This is a genomic window from Rheinheimera fenheensis (genome assembly GCF_039871805.1).
GTDB classification, from domain to species: domain Bacteria; phylum Pseudomonadota; class Gammaproteobacteria; order Enterobacterales; family Alteromonadaceae; genus Alishewanella; species Alishewanella fenheensis.
On sequence record NZ_JBDPJM010000007.1, the window covers coordinates 31,308 to 51,159 of the forward strand.

Consider the following 19,852-nt stretch of genomic DNA (forward strand, 5'->3'; position numbering starts at 1 on the left):
CTTAAGCGGCCTTTTACTTACAAAGATCCTAATAATGACAATAAGAATAACAATCCGGCCTGGAGGATAAGATGGCAAAACTGATCGTCGCTGATGACCATCCGCTGTTTCGCAATGCCTTGATCAATGCCATCAGCAGCACTTTTGCCACTAAAGCCACCATTGAAACGGATAGCTTCGACAGCACTTGTGCAGCGCTGGAACAACACCCCGACACAGATTTATTGTTACTGGACTTACATATGCCGGGTAACTGTGGCTTTCTTGGCTTAATTCAGCTGCGTAAAAGCTTTCCTACCTTGCCAATAGTGGTCATCTCTGCCAGCGAGGAGCTGGATGTGATCCGCCGTGTTATGGCGTTTGGCGCCTCAGCTTATGTGCCAAAATCGGCAAATCCCGCGGATATAAGTGCGGCGTTAAATGCCGTAATGGCAGGTGAGCTTTGGGTGCCTGCCAACCTGAAAAAGCAGGTACTAGAGCAACAAAGTACCGAAGCTGAGGATGATTTGGATCTTGCTGCTAAAGTGGCCCAGCTTACCGCGCAGCAGTACAAAGTATTGTACTACCTTACTGAGGGCTGGCTGAATAAACAGATCGCCTACGATTTACATATCTCAGAAGCCACGGTGAAAGCACATATTACTGCCATTTTCCGCAAACTGGGCGTAACGAATCGCACTCAGGTAGTGATCCAGGCACAGCGCTTAACGCTGGAGCCGCCAGTAAACAAAGCGATGGCGCAGCAATAACTTTTATTCAGTGCCTGACAGCAGTGGGCAGACAGACTATTCCGCCCCGCTGCTGCGTTTTAGCATTTTTAGGTGGTTTAAACTGGCCCTCAATGCAGCTGGTTTAATGGGCTTGGCTAAAAACAGTAAACCGTGCTGTTTAGCTTTCATCGCCAACCCCGCCTCGGGTGAAGCCGACACTAAAATACCGTTGACGTAGCCCCAGGCCAATTTAATTTTGTCATATAACTGCAGCCCGTTTAGCTGCTGTCCCAGCTGGTAATCAATTAGCAGGGCGTCCGGCGCCGGATGATTGCGCGCATACTCTAACAAGCTGTCTTCATCATAAAAACAGGCTACGTCGGTAATTTGCCACTGCGCTAACAGCACCCTCAACGCCTCCAGGTTAGCGGCATCATCATCAACACAAACCACAGATAGTCCCAGCACCGGCCGCTGCAGAGTGCCACTGGGCAGCGGCAGGCTTTCACGCACGGCTGCGCTGGCAAGCGGCAAGCGAATACTGAACATACTGCCTTTACCCGGCCACGATAACACATTAAGCTTATGGCCCAGCAGCCTTGCCATCCGGTTAACCACGCCAAGCCCCAGCCCTACCCCTTGCTGCCCCTTAGCGGTGGCATCAATACGGTAAAAGTCTTCAAAAATACGCTGCAAATCTACTTCGGCGATACCCGGACCTGTATCCCAAACCTGGATTACCAAATCAGCACCGCGTTTGCGACAGCCCAATAAAATGCTGCCTTGCTTAGTGTATTTGATGGCGTTTGATAGCATATTTTGCAAAATACGCCTTAAGTAAGTCGGGTCACTCTGCACCTGATAATCAGCCGCGCGCACACTAAGTGACAGGCCTTTTTGTTGCGCCAGCAAACTAAACTCGTCAGCCAGTTGCGATAGCAGCTCCTTCAGCGGTACCGGCTGTACATCAGGCGTCAGCTTACCATCGTCCAGTTTGGCAATTTCCAATAAGGTAGAAATAAGCTCTTCAGAGGCTTTAAGAGAGTTGTCCAACTGACCGATAATATGTTGTTGCTGCTGGCGCTCGGTACTGCCGGCCAACGCTGCGGTAAACAGGCGCGCCGCGTTGAGCGGCTGCAGAATATCGTGACTGGCCAGGGCCAGAAAGCGCGTTTTTGAGGCATTGGCTACCTCGGCCTCGGCTTTGGCTTGCAGCAACTGCTGCTCGGTTTCGCGCCGGCGCCGCACTTCGGCCAGCAATTCGTGGTTAATCTCTGAAATCGTGTGCGTGCGCTCGGCCACCCTGTCCTCTAAATGCTGCTTGGCCTCGGCCAGTGCCTGCACGGCTTTTACATGCTCAGATATGTCGGTAAAACTGGTAACAAAACCACCGCCCGGTATTGGATTACCGCGCATTTCGATCACTTTACCATCGGGTCTCACGCGCTGAAAAACATGCGGTGTACCTTTTTGCATGTGGGCAATGCGCTTTTCAACGTGCTCGTCTGCACTGCCCGGCCCACACAAACCGCGCTCTGCATTAAAGCGAACTATGTCCGCAATCGGCCGCCCAACCCGCACCATGGCTTCCGGGTAGTCAAACATGTCAAGGTAAGCACGGTTCCACGCCACCAGTTTTAGCTCGCGATCTACCACGCTAACGCCCTGACTTAAATGCTCTAAGGTAGAAAACAGAATTTTGCGTGAGAATTGTATAGCCTGGGTGGTATCGTCAAACAGTGTGACCACATCTTCAAAAGCCAGCTGCCGCCCTTCTAGCACTGCATTAACCATAGCAGATGCAGAAGATGCGCCGATAACCCCTGCCAGCTCGCGCTCTACGTGCTCTACCAGACCGATACTGGGGTAGTCGTCCAGCTGCAAAGGTTGCTGCTGGCGTCGGCCGTATTCCTGCAAACATTCCGCCGCGCGGTTAGCACCGACAAAACGCTCCAGCAGAATTCTCAAATCGGTATTGCGGATGCGGATCCGCCTTGCCGGTGTATCCTGATGGTTAACAGGTAAGTTTGGCTTTACAAAGGCAACAGCTTGCAGGCGATCCTGCAAGGTGCCACGGGTTAACATAGAGCCGACCACATAAAACAGTAAATTAAAGCCAAGAGAAAACAGCACTCCATGGCTTAAACTGTCCAGCTCAATACCAAACAGTGCGGTAGGCACCAGCACCTGCCAGCCGAACAAACCTGTTTGCATAATGTTGCTGTCTATCGCACCGGTGCTCACCAGTTGCGGTAACATCAAGGTATAAAACCACAAGACAAAACCTACCGCTAAGCCCAGATAGACACCAAAGGCATTACCACGACGCCAGTACAAACCGCCAATCACTGCAGGCGCCAACTGGATCACCAGCGCGAACGCCAGTAGCCCTGTCTCTGCCAGCTCGTAATTACGGGCAAATACCCGGTAATATAAATACGACAGCGCCATTACCACGATAATCATGCTGCGGCGCACCAGGATAATCAGTAAGCTGTAATCATGGCCCAAACCCTGGCGTTTACTGCGCCGCAGCAAGCCTGGCATAATGACATCGTTACTGATCATAGTAGACAGCGCCAGGGTGGAAATAATAATCATCGACGTTGCTGCCGAGAATCCGCCGATAAACACCAACACACTTAAGGTGTCCCAACCTGATTGCGCCGGAATCAACAATACAAAACTGTCAGCCGCATTCAGCGCCTGTGGAAACAGTTGCATACCGCCAATAGCAATAGGCACCACCACCACGGTAACCAAAACCAGATATAGCGAAAACCAGCGTCTGGCATAACGTAAATGATGGTGCGACACATTTTCGACAAAGGCGACATGAAACTGACGAGGTAATAGAAATACCGCCGTAGTTGCTAACAAAGTTTTGGTAATAAATTCAATTAAACCAAACTCACTGGCTTCATGCAGCGCCATAGCATGGTCGCTAAAACGGCTAAGCACATTGCTGCTGTCACCCAGCACAAACACATACACCGCCAATCCTAAGGTTAACAGGGCGAACAGCTTGACGACCGATTCAAACGCAATCGCCACCATCACACCACGGCTTTGTTCGGTTAAATGTAGCTTACGAGTGCCGAATAAAATGGCAAAAAACGCCATAGCAACCGCACTCAAAAAGGCGCTGTCCTGCCACCAACGGTTGGCATCGTCAGTAAAATCACCGCCAAGCAGCACATGGTACGAGCTGGACACGGCTTTTAACTGCAACGCGATATAAGGCACTACCACCACCAGACAGATCAGTGATGCCACTAAAGCCACGTTCTTGCGCTTACCATAACGGGATGAGATGAAGTCAGCGACCGACGTGACGTTTTGCTTTTTGGTCACATACAGCAACTTAAACAAGAAGGGTTGAGCAAAAATAAACAGTAGTATGGGCCCCAGGTAAATGGGAATGTAATCCCAGCCCTGAGTGACTGCCGTACCTACCGCACCGTAATAAGTCCAGGATGTGCAATACACCGCCAGAGCCAGGCTATAGATCAGCCCCCCATACTTTCGTATTAGTCTATCGTCAGCATGGCGTTCACCCCAGTTGGCGATAACGAACAGCCCACCTACATACAACAATGCCAGTATGGCAACTACCCAAGCAGCCAAGGCGCTCTCCCGTTTTTGTTTTGTCTTACTTTGGGCTTAATGGTCTGGCCCTGTCAAATATCAGACCAGACTCTTCGACTAAAGTCGGGCTTTCACTTGTGTTAACTGCTGCTAGATTAACTTTGCAAGATAAAAATAACAAAGGAAAGGAGTGTATTTATGACAGAGCACGATCGCAATGCGGCGGCTTATTGGTCAGCGAATCTTCGTCTGATCATAGGTTGCCTAATCGTCTGGGCACTGGTTTCGTACGGCGGGGGGATATTATTCAGACCTTTGCTTGCCGGCATCAGTATCGGCGGTACCGACCTTGGCTTCTGGTTTGCACAACAGGGGTCTATTCTAACCTTTATCGCGCTGATCTTCTTCTATGCCTGGAGAATGAACAAGCTCGACAAAGAATTTGACCTGCACGAGGAGTAATAGCGTCATGAGTCAATTTGCAATCAACTTGATTTTCGTGGGTGGCTCCTTCGCGCTCTACATCGCAATTGCGATCTGGGCTCGTGCCGGTTCAACCAAAGACTTCTACGTAGCCGGTGGTGGTGTTAACCCGGTAATGAACGGTATGGCAACAGCCGCTGACTGGATGTCAGCCGCATCGTTTATTTCGATGGCGGGTTTAATTGCCGCTGGTGGTTATGCCAACTCGACGTTCTTGATGGGCTGGACCGGTGGTTATGTGCTACTGGCTATGCTACTGGCGCCCTATCTGCGTAAGTTCGGTAAGTTTACCGTACCAGAGTTTATCGGTGATCGCTTCTACAGCAAAAACGCCCGTTTTGTCGCTGTTGCCTGTTTAATTATTGCGTCAGTGACCTATGTTATCGGCCAGATGACAGGTGCAGGCGTGGCCTTCTCACGCTTTTTGGAAGTAGAAAGTAATACCGGCCTGATGATCGCCGGTGTAGTGGTATTTTTGTATGCCGTTATGGGTGGTATGAAAGGTATAACCTACACCCAGGTCGCACAGTATGTAGTACTGATTATCGCTTACACCATTCCTGCTGTGTTTATTTCATTGCAACTAACCGGTAACGCTATCCCACCACTGGGTTTATTCTCTGAGCACACCGCTTCGGGTATGCCTTTACTGCAAAAGCTGGATTTAGTGGTACGCGATTTGGGGTTTGTGGATTACACCGCTGATGTCTCGAACAAACTGAATATGGTGCTGTTTACCTTATCACTGATGATAGGTACTGCAGGCTTGCCACACGTTATTATCCGTTTCTTCACCGTACCTAAAGTATCAGATGCACGCTGGTCAGCTGGCTGGGCGCTGGTATTTATTGCGCTGCTGTATTTAACTGCACCAGCTGTCGCTTCAATGGCACGCCTGAACCTGTTAACTACGATTTATCCTGATGGCCCTACTGCCGATGCAATTGAGTACGCAGAACGTCCAGACTGGATTAAAAACTGGGAACAAACAGGTTTGATCAAATTTGAAGATAAAAACAGTGACGGTCGCATTCAGTTATATAGCGATTCAGCTGCCTTCAAAGAAACCGCACAGGCCCGTGGTTGGAATGGCAACGAGTTAACCGTGAATAACGACATTCTGGTATTGGCTAACCCTGAAATTGCCAACTTACCTGGCTGGGTTATTGGCTTAATCGCTGCCGGTGGTTTAGCTGCGGCGCTGTCAACCGCTGCGGGCTTATTACTGGCCATTTCATCTGCTGTTAGTCATGACTTAATTAAAGGGTCAATCAATCCTAACATCAGTGAAAAGGGTGAGCTGTTAGCCGCACGGATCTCTATGGCGGTTGCGATAGTGGTGGCGACCTGGCTTGGTATGAATCCGCCCGGTTTCGCGGCGCAGGTAGTAGCGTTGGCATTTGGTATTGCCGCAGCATCTATTTTCCCGGCGCTGATGATGGGTATTTTCTCTAAACGCGTAAACAACAAAGGTGCTATCGCCGGCATGCTAGCGGGCCTATTGTCTACCGTGATTTACATCTTCCTGTATCTGGGCTGGTTCTTTATCCCGGGAACCAATACCTTTGAAAACGTGCAAGCAAATTGGCTGGCCGGTATATCGCCGCTGTCGTTTGGTGCCGTCGGTGCAGTGATTAACTTCATCGTTGCCTTCGCGGTATCTTCTGTAACAGAGGAACCACCGAAGCACATACAGGATCTGGTCGAAAGTGTTCGCTACCCCAAAGGTGCTGGTGCTGCGACTGGCCATTAAAGGCTAAGCCTTGCCATAACACTGTGTGCAAGGCCACAATGACGATACGGGCTTTCATGGTGAAAGCCCGTCTTTTTCAGGAAAAACACTATGATTTGGGAATTGATTGCAACAGTTTGTGCTGGCCTTGGTGCTGCAGGTATTGCGCTGGTACTGCGTAAACTCAGCGCGAATAAGGCACCGCGTTGGTTAATACCGGTATTTGCCGGTGCGGCCATGCTGGGCTTTCAAATTCACAGTGAGTACACCTGGTTTGAGCATCACCGCAGCCGGCTACCACAAGGCGTGATGGTGGTAAAAACCATTGAACAAACCGCCATTTGGCGTCCCTGGAGTTACCTGTATCCGCAAACTTTACGCTTTATCGCTGCTGATATTGGCAATGCCTCTGCTAATCAGCAAGACCAGACATTAAAACTGGTCGACTTATACTTTTTTGAACGACGCGCCGCAGCGCGCCGCGTACCGCAGGTGGTTACCTGCACCCACCAGGCACTAGCCGATTTTACCGCTGAGCTAACCCTACCCTCAGCAGAGAGTGCGCTGAGTAAAGATTGGCGCCCGCTGGCAGCTAATGATCCACTGTTACTGGCACTGTGCGGCAATAAAACCAGCTGACAATAAGCGGAGACCACTATGGAAGTAGCTGATGTTGTTAATTTTCTTGCTGAGACAACCCCCTTTAATCAGCTAGATAGCGCGGCGCTCAGCCAGTTGGCGGCTAACATCAGCGTGTATTATCATCAGCGTCAGGACGAGGTGGATATCAGCAGTGAGCGACTGTTGATTGTCCGTACCGGCATTTTTACGCTGTACAGCGATCAGCAGCAATTACTCACTAAACTGCAAAGTGGCGACTTCTACGGTTACCAACAGTTGTTAACGGGCCTAACTGATGACGATACCCTACTTTGTGAAGAGGATGGCCTAGTCTACTGGCTAAAGGCTGATGCCTTTCACCATTGCCGCTATCAATATAAAAACGTTGATATTTTTTTCCAGCGACTTTTTAGCCGCCGCTTACACCAATATCGTGAACAACAGCAAGGTAGCCGTTTTACGTTGAAAATCAGCGATATCGTGCAGCAGCGTAAAATTGCTATCCGGCCAGAGCAAAACGTACAGGACGCTGCCCGATTAATGTCAGAGCAGCGTGTATCCTCTTTATTAGTGGAAGAGCAGGATAAACTGGTGGGCATCATTACCGACCGCGATCTGCGTAATCGGGTATTGGCACACGCCCTGCCCGCCAGCACCCAGATAAGCCAGGTTATGACACGTCAGCCACAACATATTGACCGTCATGCTTATTTGTATGAGGCAGTACAACTGATGAGTCAGCACAATATTCATCACTTACCGGTGATGGAGCAAGGTGTATGCTGTGCAATGCTTACTGCCACCGATATTATCCGCAGCCAGCAAGATCATCCGGTGTATTTGATTGGCGAAATTCATCGCCAAACCAGTGTTGACGGTTTAGAGCGCTGCAGTCAGCAGATCAATGTACTGGCATTAACCTTAAGTAAGCAGCAAGTGCCTTCCTATGAGGCTGGCCATATTATTACCACTATTACAGATGCCATTACACAACGGCTAATCTTTCTGGCGCAGCAACAGCTGGGCGAGCCGCCTTGTGTGTTCAGTTGGCTGGCGTTTGGCTCGCAGGCGAGGATGGATCAGAGTTTAAATGCCGATCAGGACAATGCACTATTACTGGAAAAAGAGCCTGTAGGGGACGTTGGAGACTACTTTGCCGCATTTGCCGACTTCGTCTGCCAGGGCCTGGCTCGCTGCGGCGTTAGCCTGTGCCCCGGCAATATTATGGCATCTAACCCCGAGCTTCGGCTTAGTCTGAAAGGTTGGTCTGGCCGCTTTGCCCGCTGGATTGCAACCCCAACACCAGAAGCCCTGTTAAAAGCCAGTATTTTCTTTGACTTGCGGGTAATAGATGGCAGTAAAGGCTTATTCAACGCCCTGCAAGAAGATATTTACCAACGCACAGCACAGGCGCCACTATTTTTATATCATCTGGCACAGGCCGCGCTCCAACGCACTGCACCGCTGGGCTTTTTCAAAAACTTTATATTAGAACAAGATGGCAAACACAAAAAAGGTTTAGATCTGAAAAAGCGCGGTATCAGCCTAATTACCGATCTGGCCCGCGTCTATGCGTTATCTGTTGGCCTGCATGAGATCAACACCCGCAAACGGCTGCAACAGCTTGCGGCACAAAATGTATTAGACAGCAAAGACAGCCAAAATTTATTGGATGCGTTTGACTTACTGGCCCAACTGCGTTGGGAGAAGCATCAGCACGATCTGCAACAGGGGCATGATGTCACCAATTTGCTGGATCCAATGGACATCTCCGGCCTGGCCCGCCATCAGCTTAAAGACAGTTTTGCCGTTATTAATGAAGCGCAAAGCAGTTTAAAGCATCGCTTTTGCCGGGACATGTAAATGTTAGGCTGGCTGTTCAACAAGAATAGCGCACTCAGCGCTGTAGTAGATCGCTTTGCTAAAACGCCGTTACCTGCCGCCAATACCAGCGTTAAACAAGCCTCTTTTCTGGTGCTGGATTTAGAACTTACCGGGTTAAACCCAAAAAAAGATCATATTGTCAGCATTGGCTGGGTACCTATCCGCCAGCAGGAAATCATCCTATCGGAAGCTAAACACTTTTTAATTGCCAGCCCGGTCAGCGTTGGCCAAAGCGCCGTGTATCACGGCTTGCACGATCACCAGCTAAAACAAGGCGACGAATTAGCTGCAGTGCTCACCACCTTATTAAGCCAGTATGCGGGTTATGTGTTTGTTGCTCATCACAGTGGTTTAGATGAGCAGTTTTTACGCACAGCCTGTCAGCGCTGCTTTGGTAAAATGCCGCGGTTTAAATTTATCGATACCATGAAGATGGAGTGGCAGCGCTTGCTTCGCCAAGGCAAAGTGGTCAAGCATGACGCGTTAAAACTGCCAAGCTGCTTAAAACGCCACGGCCTGCCCGATATGGCTAATCACCATGCGTTAGAAGATGCCTATAGCAGCGCACTGCTACTCCTTAGCCAACTTAAATTGGGCGGCAATACTATGACACTCAGCGACCTATATTTGCTGTCACGCTAAAGTTATTGCTCGGTTACAGCTTTAATAACACGGCATGGGTTACCTGCAGCCACTACATCGGCCGGAATATCCTTTGTGACCACACTGCCGGCAGCAATAACACTGCCCTTGCCTATCGTCACGCCAGGCAAGATTACTGCGCCACCTCCAACCCAGACATCGTCTTCAATCACAACCGGCAATGCCTGCTCGATTAACGTATTGCGCTTTTTGGCATCTAACGGATGATTTACGGTATAAATTTGTACCGCCGGGCCAAAAAATACATTGTTACCAATACGTACTTCAGCCACATCCAACACCACGCAATTAAAGTTAAAAAACACTTTAGCGCCGGTTTTAATGTTGTAGCCATAGTCACAATAAAACGGTGGTTCAACGTAAAAATGCTTGCCGGTATTGGGCAGCCACTGCTTTAACAGCGCACTGCGTGCTGGCGCATCATCCGGCGCACTCTGGTTATAAAGGTGCTGTAATTTACGCGCCGCCATGCGCTCTGCACTAAGCTGTTTATCCAGTGGGTTATACCACTGACCGCTTAGCATTTTTTGCTTTTCAGTGCTCATTTCGCTCCCAAATAAAGATAAAAAAAGGCGCCGAAGCGCCTTTTTTAACCTGCCAATATTACTTGGCGCGGCTACGGTACTCGTCAGTACGGGTATCGATTTCGATTTTGTCGCCTTCTTCAACGAAAGCAGGCACCATCAGTTCAAAACCAGTTTCAATTTTTGCTGGTTTCATTACTTTACCTGAGGTATCGCCACGGGCGGCTGGTTCAGTGTAAGTTACAGTACGAACTACGATAGTGGGCAGGTCAACAGAGATTGGCCGCTCGCCGTAGAACACTACTGAACATTCCATGCCGTCTACTAAGTACTTTAATGCACCTTCCATAGACTCAGCTTCGATTTCGTACTGGTTATATTCCTGATCCATAAAGACATACATCGGATCAGCGAAGTAAGAGTACGTGACTTCTTTGGTTTCCAGCATTACTTGCTCGAATTTGTCATCAGCACGGTAAACCGTTTCCATACCCTGACCGTTCAGCAGGTTTTTCATTTTCATTTTTACAACGGCAGCGTTACGGCCAGATTTGTTAAATTCTGCCTTTTGGATCACCATTGCATCGTTGCCAACCATAATCACCTGGCCAGCACGCAGTTCTTGAGCTGTCTTCATCATGACTGAAATATCTTCTCGTTAGGAAAAATTGCGTCGCATTATAAATTTTTTTTCAACAAAGTGCACGAGGTTGCTGGCAAGATCTCCATTCGCCGTTAATTGCGCGCGCCAATTCAGGTTATAGTCAGCAATTTGCGGGTATTTTGCAGCGAACTGCTGCCAACTTTCAGCTAAAGGCGTGTCAGCATTCCAGGCCAGCCAGAAGCTTTTTACTGTTTCGGCCAGATCGGCTGGCATTGCATTACAATAGCGCTGCATAAACGCATTGAGCTTTTCCAAATGTGCCTGCTCTGCCTGACGATAAATTTGCCAGATAAACGCCTTAGCCGCCCAGTGTGCACGGATCACTGAATCTTCACCTCGCACAAAGTTAATATCACAGGCCGCCAGGAGTTTGTCGTAATCGTCCTGCGGCATAAATGGCAGGATCACCAGCGTTAACGCGCCTATACTCAACCTGCGCTGTGCTCCAAGCTCTGGATACAAACGAGTCAGTTGCTGCGCCAGCGCCCCCTCCGGCACCAGGCACAGTAAAGGTGCACTGTGTGCTTGCCAGCAGGCCAGCAAACTTTCAAGCTGTGGATGGTCGTATGCAAATAACGAGATTTTTTGCTGATACCTACTGTTGTTATCAATGCCTAAACTGGTCCAGAACTGCTGCAGCGCCTGGGTGTCGGTAGCAAAATCCGCTAAACGCTGTTGCAAACCCGCTTCTTGTAGCAGGCCGCCAGCGGCAGCGGTAAAACCCGGGAAGAAAAAGTATTTATTCAGCGGCAGATGTGGCTGCGGTGATGGCAGCGCATGGCAGCTTTCAATCCAGTCTTCAGCTGATAAGTATTCCAAATTTAACCACAGTGGCATCGTGCTTTGTGCCGCCATTGTTTGCTGATATGGCATGGGTATGGTGCAGGCTAAGGCTTCTATTACCACATCAGCGATCTGCTCTGCAGCCCAATCCGTTTGTTCAGACCATAGCCTTATTGTCACGCCACTAAGCAGCTGCGCTGTCTGGTTGATATCAAGCTCGGGGCAAATCTTCTTGAAACTGACCAAGTCGTCTACCCAGAGCCTGACGTCAATATTGTGCTCGGCAGCTAACTGCCGGCTGAGCCGCCAGCAAATACCTATATCGCCAAAGTTATCGATTACCGCGCAGAAAATATCCCAGCGCACTGCAGCTTGTGCCATAGCATCCACATTAGCTGAAAAACAAGGCGGCTATTATACCTTTAAGCGTGCGCAGACCAAGATAAACTGTGGCAAGTAGCAGCAACGTAATAAACGCTGCTAACAGGTAATACAACAAATACAGCAGCTTACATTTGAACTTATGCCATAAACCGCTATCTGCGCTGGCCTGCGGCAGTGGCTGGCTGAACAACGCAGCCCATAACCATAGCAACATAGCGCAAAGCGCCAGTACCACAGTACTTAACTGCCAGCGCCGGCTAAGCTCATTGTCCGTGAACACCAAGCAAACAAAAGCAGTCATCGCCATTACCGCCACTAATACAAACAAACTGCGCAGCGGATAAAGCTTGATAGCCCAGCGCTGATAAAACGCCAACATCAGCCATGCTCCAGCACGGTTAACGTTGGCGGATACAGCGCCATGATGCCACTTTGGCCTTGCATATCGCCTATTAGCCAAATTTGTTCAAACGGGTGTTGTTTTGGCATATGTAATTGGCGGTAATGCTTTAGAATGTCGCGCCGGGTCCAAAGCGGATTGGCATTGCGGATCACCAGCCAAACGCGATCGGTGTGATAGGTTTTTTCTGCTTTGTTGCAAATAAGCCGGTTAAGGCCGGTCAGCAGACGGTGCTGTGCTGGCGTGCGCAGTAGCGCCATTAACTCTTTATGGGTATTTTCACCCAGCTCACGCCCGAGAATATGCATGGCCTCTACTTCACTGCCGTACAGATGGGCGATTTCTAAATCCAGCTTTTGATCATCGTAATAACAGGACACGTCGGGGCGCGCCGGCTCGTTATGCCAGATATGGCGCATTTTAATACCAAAACGCTGCTCATAAAGCCGCATAAACAGCCGCGCGGCTTCATGTTCCAGCTTTACTTTTTCTTCATTGCCGTTCATTGCTAGCAGGTTGCTGCTTTAACGCCTCATAACCACCATGGTTAGTTAGCCTGGTGTACCCCAATTGCTGCAGAGTTTCAATGGCAATACCGGCGCGTCGGCCAGAGCCACAATACAGCGCGATATTGGCATCCTTAGCCAACTGTAATTCACCAATACGCGCCGCTATCTCGGTGTGTGGGATATTTATCGCGCCATCAACATGTCCTGCCGCGAACTCATCAGCACTGCGTACATCCAGCCAAACCGTGTTTGTTGGCGTGCTGGCACAAGCCGATAACCATAGAACAACTGCAATGACGAATACCCGCATAACAGGCTCCTTGATAAAATTATTTACACCACAGCTGGCGTAAAATAATAACGCCAGATCTCGACTAACACCGGTACTACGGACAACACTAAAATAATAGCCATAGTGATGTTAAACAAGCGTTGAAACAGTGCTTTGGTCAGCACTTTACGCAGCACAGCGCCAAATACCAGCCAGGCACCAACACAGGGAAAGGCCACCAGTAAAAAGGCAGCGGTAATAATGCTAACTTCAACCCAGTAAACACCACCTACGGTGGTGAAAGCTGCAATGGCGCCACTGGCCATCACCCAGGCTTTACCGTTAATCCACTGAAACAGTGCAGCCTGTATAAAGCTAAAGGGTTTGCTTTTACCCTGCTCTATTGTTTTGGGCTCTGCGCTGGCAATGCGCCAAGCCAGCCAAAGTAAATAGGCCACGCCCAATACTTTAATCAGTTGATGCAAATGCGGGTAACGCTCAAACACTACGCCAAACCCCAGGCCAACCAGCAACACCATTAATGGAAAACCCAGGCAAATACCTAACCAATGCGGTACGCTGGCCCTGATACCATAGTTTACCCCGGACGACATAATCATCACATTATTTGGCCCCGGCGTAATGGTAGTAGAAAAAGCAAAAAACAGCACCGCAAGCAACAAATCCATGCTAAACCTATATCTTAATTGGACATTTGCTACTGATAATACCAGACTTGATGGGCTTTAATAGTGGTTTGTCCGCGCTAAGTGCCGGTTGATAACACCGGTTAAAACAACAATAACAAGGAGAACATGATGAATAAAATTATTGGCTTAGCCATATTGGTGGCCGGTGTGGTGCTTTTGTATTTCGGCTATACCGAGTATAACTCCACCGCGTCACAGGTCACTGAAATGGTTACAGGTAATCCAACCGATAATGCTATCTGGTTTTTAGTCGGTGGTGCTGTGGCGGCTATTATCGGTCTGGGGTTATTACTGAAAAAATAACGCCTAAGCCTGACAACAGAAAAGGCCGCAGTGCGGCCTTTTCTGTTGCAGACAAAAGGTTACTACTCTTCTTCTTTACCCCAGCCATCACGCAAGCCTACAGTGCGGTTAAACACCAGCTTGTCTGCACTTGAATCACGGTTATCGGCACAGTAATAGCCTTCACGCTCAAACTGATAAGCGTGCTCGGCTACAGCCTGCTGCAAAGATGGCTCGACCAGGCCCTGCTTCACCACCAGCGATTCGGGATTTACTACCGTCAAAAAGTCATCTGCTGCTGCCGGGTTGGCTACGCTGAACAAACGGTCATACACGCGAAACTCGGCCGGTACAGCGTGAGTGGCTTCCACCCAGTGAATCACGCCACGCACCTTGCGGCCATCGGCTGGGTTTTCACCCAAGGTTTCCGGCAGGTAGCTGCATTTCAGCTCGATAATATTGCCATCGCTGTCTTTTACCGCTTCATCAGCGTGAATCACGTAGGCATTACGTAACCGTACATCGCCGCCTAACACCAGACGCTTGTACTTTTTATTTGCTTCTTCACGAAAATCAGCGCGATCAATATACACCACAGCACCAAACGGCAGTTTACGGCTGCCCATGCTGTCGTCTTTTGGATGATTTGGCGACTCCACCCACTCGATACCATCCGCCGGGTAGTTGGTAATCGTCACTTTTAACGGATCCAGCACTGCCATAGCGCGGGGTGCTTTGGCATCTAAATCCTCACGGATACAGGCCTCTAACGCACTCATTTCAATCACGTTATCTTGCTTGGTAACACCAATGCGCTTGGCAAACTCGCGAATAGCCGCGGGGGTATAACCACGACGACGCAGGCCAGCGATGGTTGGCATACGTGGGTCATCCCAGCCAGATACCACGTTTTGCTCTACCAGGGTTTGCAGCTTACGCTTACTCATTACCGCATATTCCAGATTTAAGCGGGAAAACTCAATCTGCTGCGGGTGACAGTTAATGGTGATATTGTCCAGGATCCAGTCGTACAAGCGGCGGTTATCCTGAAACTCCAGCGTACACAGCGAATGGGTAATGCCTTCAAGCGCATCTGAAATACAGTGAGTAAAGTCGTACATTGGGTAGATGCACCACTTGTCACCGGTTTGGTGATGATGGGCAAACTTAACCCGGTAAATCACCGGATCGCGCATGCACATAAAGCTGGATGCCATATCAATTTTAGCGCGCAGAGAGCACTCGCCTTCTTTAAAACCGCCGGCGCGCATTTTTTCAAACAGCGCCAGGTTTTCTGCCGGGCTGGTGTCGCGCGTTGGACTGGCTTTACCGGGCTGGGTTAAATTGCCACGGTACTCGCGCATTTGTTCATTATTTAAAAAACAGACATACGCCAGGCCTTTATTTATCAGCTCAACGGCGTAGCTGTACAGCTGTTCAAAATAATCAGACGAGTAACGTACTGCGCCATCCCACTGAAAGCCCAGCCAATTAACGTCGCGCTGAATCGACTCAACAAACTCAACGTTTTCCTTTTCCGGGTTGGTGTCGTCAAAACGCAGGTTGCACTTACCCTGATAATCCTGCGCAATACCAAAGTTAAGGCAAATAGATTTTGCATGGCCGATATGCAAATAGCCATTTGGCTCGGGTGGGAAACGGGTTTGCACATTGCTGTGCTTGCCAGAAGCTAAATCAGTATCAATGATCTGCCGGATAAAATTCGTGGGGCGATGTTCTGCGTCCGCCATAAAATGCACTGTCCTTTTGTTACGGGATCTCAGTTAAGATGCGGCATTATAGCAGCAGAAATGCCGCTGACTACTGACAAGCACTGCCATTTAGCGAGAAATTAGCGCCAGTTGACAGCTAAAACTGGTATGAAATGGCAAAACGCATTGTGCGGTCTATGGTGTCGTTGTCCAGCGCAAACACCATGGCCGCTTCCCACTTTAATTGCCGCGTGGGGCTAAACTTATGCACGCCCATAAACCCCGGGCCAGCACCTTTGTAATTTTCACCGGAGTAAATCTCTATTGAAGGCTGCAATGCCGGCAGATACCGATAGCGATATTGCAACCTGAACTCAGTTTCCAGCTCATTTTTAATACGGCTGCCCCATTCATACACCAACAAGGTGTTAAGTGTTAGACTGGTGTGCTCAAATTCTTTTTCCATTAACAGGCCAGTGGTAATTTCATTGCTGTCGCTTTGCTGTTGGTGCTCATACTCAAACAACAAGCCCCAATCCCAGCTGTACTGCCCCTGCTCGCTAAGCATATGACGCAGCTCAACCTCATAACTGGCCACCGTGTAATCGTCTGGCATAACCCGCTCTGCAAGCAAATAAAACGCCAGGGCTGAACGCTCTGAAATGGCAAAGCCATAACCTAGCTTCTGTGCCAACGTATTGTTATCCGGATGCTGTGACTGGCGTTGATATAATGCGCGGTACTCGAAATCGCGCTCTAAGGCGCCAACATAAGGATGATATACCTTATCCACTACCCGACCATCGGCCAGTACGGCAAAACTTATCATCTGTAATGCGATAATAGCCAGCCAGCCTAAACGTTTCATTTTAATTGCCTCCGCCACAGCGCCAACACCAAGACCAAAACTCCCGCCCAGGCGGCAAGTTGTACAACGTCAGGCGTGGCTTCATAACCAAACCAGGCATGAAAAAACACCCCCAGCTCAGATTGCTCGGCCAGTAAGGTACTGCTATCCCACACACTATCCTGCTGCGTGATGAGATCGGTTTGGCTGAGCAAATTTATCACTTCACTGCCCTGCCTGGCCGCAACCAGCGCCAGCATCATACCAAGCCACCAGCGTGACGCTCGGCCAAGCTCTGCCAGTAACTGATAGGCCAAAACGGCTATGCTGCTGCAAATACCAAGCGCCAGCACAGCCCCTAGCCAAAGGCTTTCTGTTGCGCCAGCAATACCGACACTGCTCAGGCTAAATAACAGCAGATTAATAGCGCAAATCAGCATTTGCAGTGACAGCGCTGCAAATATCGCAACAGTGCGATAGCGCCAATGAATTGTTTGCAATAACAGACTCAGTAGTAACAGCGACAACAGCAATACAAACAACAGCTCCAGGCCATTACCGTCGGCTAAGCGGGTGATATTGCTAAGCACAGGCGTAATCAGCAGCATAAGGACGACAGCAACACACCCTGCCTTGACCAGTAAACGGGTTTTCGACTCTGTAATGTGCTGCAGTAATACTGGCAGCAAAATAAACAGTGGTAATAAATCACGGGTAAACACCAGCACGGTATTAATTAACATGCGGCGTCTCCGGCTTTTGTTGCAGCTGTTGCTGATAATCACGCCACTTCGCTTCAGGCACTGCGATTAACAGCCCCTTGGCGCTGTCAGGATGAAAATCGCCAAAAAACGGGTACTCGCCCGGTCGTAAGGGGCCCAGATAAATCACCGCTTCTGCCTGGCCCAACACCACTTTTTCCCGGTTTAAATTAAAGCTTTCAAACTCTTCAGGTGTTGGGTCATGATTAATTAGCCGAATTTTAATCTTCGTCTCAGCAGGAACCACTAACCTGGACGGACTAAATAAATGATCCTTTAACGTGAGGGTAAACTCTTGCCGTGCGCTTAGGGCAAAACTCCATAACAATAACAAGCCAAGAGGGAAGCGGCTTAAACGCATAATGGCAGCTCCACGGTTACCTTAAGGCCGGTAGCGAACTCAGACCTGCCAAGACGGATAGTACCGCCATGCAATTGCACCAGCTCTCTCACGATGGATAAGCCTAGCCCTGACCCCGGTGCGCCTGACTGATGCCTGTCGCCTCCGACGCGGTAAAAACGGTTAAATACCTGCAGATACTCCTGCTCTGGTATGCCGGGACCGGAGTCGGCTACCTCAAGCACAGCCTTGTTATCAGTTTTACCTAGCATCAGCTTAATTTGTCCGCCTGGCGGCGTGTATTTAATAGCATTGCCTAACAGGTTAGCCACCAGCAAGCGCAAGGCAAACTCATCTGCTTTTACCTCAAGGTGCTCCACCCCCTCTATGCTGATCTGCTGCTGACGGCTTTCCAACTGGCTAAAGTGTTCTGCCACGACAGCGCGGCACAAGGCCGCCCAGTCCAGTGGTTTGGTATTGGCCTGAAAATTATCCGGATGGGTGCGATTTAACAGCATAATTTGCTCTATCAGCTGGCGCATGCGTTCAACACCGTCCTGCAGTGCTTGCATAGCGGTATCGTCTTGCGCTACACCCTGCCGCTGTGCCTCGGTAATGGCATTATGTAAGGTTATTTGCAGCACACTAAGTGGTGTACGAAGCTCGTGTGCAACATCTGATGCGAAGCGCTTTTCACGTTCAAAGGCTGCTGACAGCCGCTCGAACAGTGTATTGGTGGCGCTGAGCACGGGTTGTAACTCTAGCGGCACCTGCGACAGCCTAATCGGTGTAAGTTCACTGGCTTTACGTGATGTCAGCTCAGCAGATAACGATTTTAATGGCTGTAACGCCCGGCTGACAACCAACCAAATCAACAGCGCTTGCAGTGGTAAACTCAGTACCACAGGGTATAACGACGCAGTGATGACCTCATCGGCTAACGCCAGTCGCTGTTGTAATGGCTGCGCCACCATAATACGCCAGTCGGCGCTGCGCTGTTCAACATAAACACGCCAGCGCTTGCCCTGAAAGTTTTGTTCGGAAAACCCTACCGGGGCGTTAAGGGGCGTTGCGGGTGCCAGTGCGTTACTAAAAATCAGCTGCTGCTGGCGAAATAATTGCACCGCCAGACCGCTATCCGTCGCGCCCTCATCTGCAGGCTGATAATGCTGTAAAATACTGGCCGCCACCAGCTGTAAATCTTGGTCAAACAGCTCTGTAGCGCGCACAGCACTTAAGCGGTAACTTTGCAGCGCCGCCAAAAAGCTGGTTAACACCAAAAGTGCAATTAACACAGAAATAAGGTAGCGGCGTAAAGATGTCATGATCTGGCAATACTGTAGCCAACACCGCGTACCGTGCGGATAAAATCCGCTGGCAGCTTTTTACGCAGGTTTGAAATATGCACCTCCAGCGCGTTACTGGCTACCTCTTCCCCCCAGCTATACAAGCTCGCTTCCAATTGTTCACGGGTTTTTACGCGGCCGGCCGACTCCATCAGCTCCTTTAACAGCACGTATTCACGCCGCGATAAGCCTGTTTGCTCACCATTAATATTCAGCTGCATGGCGCTGGTATCGAGCTCTACCCCGGCAATACGTACCAGATGAGTCGCAGCAGTGCCTAAACGGCGCTCTATCACGCGCAAACGGGCAAACAATTCAGCTGCCGCAAAGGGTTTAACCAGGTAATCGTCAGCGCCCAGATCCAGCCCGCTTATCCTGTCATCCAAACTATCCCGCGCGGTTAAAATAAGTACCGGCAAACGTGGCCACTTTTGCCGCAGCTGTTTTAATACACTGAGTCCATCCATGTCAGGTAAGCCTAAATCGAGGATAAGACAATCGCAATCACCACTTCTTACCACACTGAGCGCCTGTTCACCGCTACTTACCGCGTTTACAGCGAAGCCCTGCACCGTTAATGCCTGATGCAAACCGTCGCGAAGTGCCACATCATCCTCTACCAGCAATATCCGCATAGC

General features: G+C 49.7%; 21 protein-coding genes. 7 read left to right on the forward strand and 14 right to left on the reverse strand.

The window, feature by feature from the left end; translation table 11 throughout:
* Positions 1-71 precede the first annotated feature (71 nt).
* Positions 72-749, forward strand: coding sequence for a LuxR C-terminal-related transcriptional regulator (locus ABGI61_RS11385; RefSeq protein ID WP_347601133.1), 678 nt, complete (start codon positions 72-74; stop codon positions 747-749).
* A gap of 36 nt (positions 750-785) precedes the next feature.
* On the opposite strand, the gene ABGI61_RS11390 is transcribed toward ABGI61_RS11385, so the two are convergent.
* Entirely contained in the window at positions 786-4,337 is a 3,552-nt protein-coding gene (locus tag ABGI61_RS11390) for a PAS domain-containing hybrid sensor histidine kinase/response regulator (RefSeq protein ID WP_347601135.1), read from the reverse strand.
* A gap of 159 nt (positions 4,338-4,496) precedes the next feature.
* On the opposite strand from ABGI61_RS11390, the gene ABGI61_RS11395 reads away from it, so the two are divergent.
* The 5 genes from ABGI61_RS11395 to ABGI61_RS11415 all read left to right on the forward strand — a co-directional run bounded on the left by ABGI61_RS11395 (position 4,497) and on the right by ABGI61_RS11415 (position 9,660).
* On the forward strand, positions 4,497-4,760 hold the full coding sequence (locus tag ABGI61_RS11395; RefSeq protein ID WP_347601137.1) for a DUF4212 domain-containing protein: 264 nt from the start codon (positions 4,497-4,499) through the stop codon (positions 4,758-4,760).
* Between the two features lie 7 nt (positions 4,761-4,767).
* The gene (locus ABGI61_RS11400; RefSeq protein WP_347601139.1) at positions 4,768-6,534 is read left to right on the forward strand and encodes a sodium:solute symporter family protein; all 1,767 of its coding nucleotides are present in this window, start codon (positions 4,768-4,770) and stop codon (positions 6,532-6,534) included.
* Between the two features lie 90 nt (positions 6,535-6,624).
* Positions 6,625-7,152, forward strand: coding sequence for a hypothetical protein (locus ABGI61_RS11405; RefSeq protein WP_347601141.1), 528 nt, complete (start codon positions 6,625-6,627; stop codon positions 7,150-7,152).
* An 18-nt stretch (positions 7,153-7,170) separates the two neighbouring features.
* Positions 7,171-8,997: a putative nucleotidyltransferase substrate binding domain-containing protein gene (locus tag ABGI61_RS11410; protein ID WP_347601143.1), complete on the forward strand. Its 1,827-nt coding sequence runs from the start codon at positions 7,171-7,173 to the stop codon at positions 8,995-8,997.
* The gene (locus tag ABGI61_RS11415; RefSeq protein ID WP_347601145.1) at positions 8,998-9,660 is read left to right on the forward strand and encodes an exonuclease domain-containing protein; all 663 of its coding nucleotides are present in this window, start codon (positions 8,998-9,000) and stop codon (positions 9,658-9,660) included. It begins immediately after the preceding gene.
* Between the two features lie 2 nt (positions 9,661-9,662).
* Here the strand turns inward: ABGI61_RS11415 and ABGI61_RS11420 are convergent, their stop codons facing one another.
* The 7 genes from ABGI61_RS11420 to ABGI61_RS11450 are packed head-to-tail and all read right to left on the reverse strand — an operon-like array spanning position 9,663 to position 13,905.
* The gene (locus ABGI61_RS11420) at positions 9,663-10,226 is read right to left on the reverse strand and encodes a sugar O-acetyltransferase (RefSeq protein ID WP_347601147.1); all 564 of its coding nucleotides are present in this window, start codon (positions 10,224-10,226) and stop codon (positions 9,663-9,665) included.
* A 58-nt stretch (positions 10,227-10,284) separates the two neighbouring features.
* Positions 10,285-10,845 (reverse strand): elongation factor P, encoded by a 561-nt coding sequence (gene efp, locus ABGI61_RS11425; protein ID WP_440590602.1) that lies wholly within the window; start codon positions 10,843-10,845, stop codon positions 10,285-10,287.
* Positions 10,846-10,863: 18 nt separating this feature from the next.
* Positions 10,864-12,033: an elongation factor P maturation arginine rhamnosyltransferase EarP gene (gene earP, locus ABGI61_RS11430; RefSeq protein WP_347601149.1), complete on the reverse strand. Its 1,170-nt coding sequence runs from the start codon at positions 12,031-12,033 to the stop codon at positions 10,864-10,866.
* A 10-nt stretch (positions 12,034-12,043) separates the two neighbouring features.
* Positions 12,044-12,415: a hypothetical protein gene (locus ABGI61_RS11435; protein ID WP_347601151.1), complete on the reverse strand. Its 372-nt coding sequence runs from the start codon at positions 12,413-12,415 to the stop codon at positions 12,044-12,046.
* The gene (locus tag ABGI61_RS11440; RefSeq protein ID WP_347601153.1) at positions 12,415-12,942 is read right to left on the reverse strand and encodes a hypothetical protein; all 528 of its coding nucleotides are present in this window, start codon (positions 12,940-12,942) and stop codon (positions 12,415-12,417) included. Before ABGI61_RS11440 ends, ABGI61_RS11435 begins: the two co-directional genes overlap by 1 nt.
* A complete protein-coding gene (locus ABGI61_RS11445) occupies positions 12,929-13,255 on the reverse strand; it encodes a rhodanese-like domain-containing protein (protein WP_347601155.1) in 327 nt (108 codons plus the stop codon). The genes ABGI61_RS11440 and ABGI61_RS11445 overlap by 14 nt, the downstream gene beginning before the upstream one ends.
* A gap of 23 nt (positions 13,256-13,278) precedes the next feature.
* On the reverse strand, positions 13,279-13,905 hold the full coding sequence (locus ABGI61_RS11450; protein WP_347601157.1) for a LysE family translocator: 627 nt from the start codon (positions 13,903-13,905) through the stop codon (positions 13,279-13,281).
* A gap of 126 nt (positions 13,906-14,031) precedes the next feature.
* Here ABGI61_RS11450 and ABGI61_RS11455 point away from each other — a divergent pair, with 126 nt between their 5' ends.
* Entirely contained in the window at positions 14,032-14,229 is a 198-nt protein-coding gene (locus ABGI61_RS11455) for a DUF3185 family protein (protein ID WP_347601159.1), read from the forward strand.
* A 62-nt stretch (positions 14,230-14,291) separates the two neighbouring features.
* Here the strand turns inward: ABGI61_RS11455 and glnS are convergent, their stop codons facing one another.
* The 6 genes from glnS to ABGI61_RS11485 all read right to left on the reverse strand — a co-directional run bounded on the left by glnS (position 14,292) and on the right by ABGI61_RS11485 (position 19,849).
* A complete protein-coding gene (gene glnS / locus ABGI61_RS11460; protein ID WP_347601161.1) occupies positions 14,292-15,959 on the reverse strand; it encodes a glutamine--tRNA ligase in 1,668 nt (555 codons plus the stop codon).
* A 118-nt stretch (positions 15,960-16,077) separates the two neighbouring features.
* Complete coding sequence (locus tag ABGI61_RS11465; protein ID WP_347601163.1) at positions 16,078-16,788, reverse strand: hypothetical protein; 711 nt, start codon at positions 16,786-16,788, stop codon at positions 16,078-16,080.
* Positions 16,785-17,510, reverse strand: a complete 726-nt coding sequence (locus tag ABGI61_RS11470; RefSeq protein ID WP_347601164.1) for an FTR1 family protein — start codon at positions 17,508-17,510, stop codon at positions 16,785-16,787. Before ABGI61_RS11470 ends, ABGI61_RS11465 begins: the two co-directional genes overlap by 4 nt.
* Positions 17,500-17,889: a cupredoxin domain-containing protein gene (locus ABGI61_RS11475; RefSeq protein ID WP_347601166.1), complete on the reverse strand. Its 390-nt coding sequence runs from the start codon at positions 17,887-17,889 to the stop codon at positions 17,500-17,502. The genes ABGI61_RS11470 and ABGI61_RS11475 overlap by 11 nt, the downstream gene beginning before the upstream one ends.
* The gene (locus ABGI61_RS11480) at positions 17,880-19,193 is read right to left on the reverse strand and encodes a sensor histidine kinase (RefSeq protein WP_347601168.1); all 1,314 of its coding nucleotides are present in this window, start codon (positions 19,191-19,193) and stop codon (positions 17,880-17,882) included. Before ABGI61_RS11480 ends, ABGI61_RS11475 begins: the two co-directional genes overlap by 10 nt.
* Positions 19,190-19,849, reverse strand: a complete 660-nt coding sequence (locus tag ABGI61_RS11485) for a response regulator (protein ID WP_347601170.1) — start codon at positions 19,847-19,849, stop codon at positions 19,190-19,192. The genes ABGI61_RS11480 and ABGI61_RS11485 overlap by 4 nt, the downstream gene beginning before the upstream one ends.
* Positions 19,850-19,852: the final 3 nt, after the last annotated feature.